The organism is Sphingobium psychrophilum, assembly GCF_012927105.1.
Classification (GTDB): Bacteria; Pseudomonadota; Alphaproteobacteria; order Sphingomonadales; family Sphingomonadaceae; genus Sphingobium; species Sphingobium psychrophilum.
Genome location: NZ_JABBFV010000076.1, coordinates 1 through 1,393, shown reverse-complemented (window position 1 = coordinate 1,393; position 1,393 = coordinate 1). Strand labels below are relative to the sequence as shown.

Sequence of the window (1,393 nt, the reverse complement as noted above, 5' to 3'; positions counted from 1 at the left end):
TCTGTGGTTGCCGCCCGTGAGGCAAGAAGTTTTTGAACCGGTGAACAGGTGATCGAGCGCGGTCTTCTGTCAGGCCTTTGATTGCAGCGTTTTCCAGAAGCCGCTGGCCGGTATGGTGATCCGCGGATCAGGTCCAAATCTGATTCACGAGCTCGAAACTCGGGACTCTTAACTGGTTTTCCTGATCCAGATCTGTTCGATCATTTTGCCCATTCGGGTCGTCGCCTTCTCACTCCCCCTTACCAGCTTGGGCCTTGCGCAGCCTATCTATCAGGCGGCGATTGCCGTTGCCGGGGTTCGATAATCTTCCTGTTTCGTCAACATCGCCCAGATCATCCGGGCCATCTTGTTGGCCAATGCGATTGCCACCAGCATCCGTGGCTTGCGCGCCAGCATGCGGGCTAGCCACGATGTTTCTGAGATCGATTTTCGGCCCATCCAGTTCAATCGCGACATGGCGCCCATGATAAGCAGCTGGCGAATGTCGCTTTGCCCGGCTTTGGAGACGCGGCCATGACGGGTCTTGCCTCCGCTCGAATGCTGTTTCGGCACCAATCCCAGCCAAGCGGCAAAGTCCCTGCCGCATTTGAAGCTCTCCATTGGCGGGGCAAACGCTTCGACTGCCAGAGCCGTCATCGGCCCCACTCCAGGCATGGTCTGTAGCCTTCGAGCCATGTCTGCTTGCCCTGCCAGATCCTTGATCCGGCGGTCGCTTGTCGCAATCCGCACGGTCATTGCTTCGATCTGCTCCAGCAAATCGCGGCATTCAATCCGGGCAATCTCAGGCAGATCGCTGTTGGGCTCGGTGATGATCGCGGCGATCCGGGACACGTTATTGATGCCTTGCGGCACCACATGACCGAGCTCGTAAAGAAAAGCGCGCAGCATGTTGACCAGTTCGGTGCGCTGCTGAACTAGCCGGGTCCGCGCCCGGAACAGCATTGCGCGACCTTGCTGCTCGGCTGATTTTGGCTCGACGAAGCGCATTTCCGGTCTCTGGGCGGCGATCACGATCGCCTCGGCGTCTGCCGCATCATTCTTCTGCCGCTTCACAAACGGCTTCACGTATTGCGGCGCAATCAGCTTCACCTCGTGGCCCAGGCTGGTCATCTCGCGGGCCCAGTAATGCGCGCTGCCACAAGCCTCCATCACAACCACCGCACGAGGCTGCTCGGCCATAAACTTGAGGAAACTCTGCCGCGACAGCTTTTTACAAAACCGAAGCTGACCTGTCATCGACGCGGCATGCAGCTGAAAAACAGATTTTGCCAAATCAACCCCGATCATCATATCCTTTGTCACGGTTGCCGTCCTTTCCGCTCAGTGGCCTTTCAACACCACTATCTTGGCACATTGCGATGCCGTCTGGGGAGGGCGGCAACCACCCCATCTG

At 57.9% G+C, this 1,393-nt stretch carries 1 protein-coding gene; it reads right to left on the bottom strand.

Features of this window, described 5'->3' with window-relative positions:
- Positions 1-270 precede the first annotated feature (270 nt).
- Positions 271-1,290 (bottom strand): IS110 family RNA-guided transposase, encoded by a 1,020-nt coding sequence (locus HHL08_RS25250; RefSeq protein WP_169575586.1) that lies wholly within the window; start codon positions 1,288-1,290, stop codon positions 271-273.
- Between the last annotated feature and the right edge of the window lie 103 nt (positions 1,291-1,393).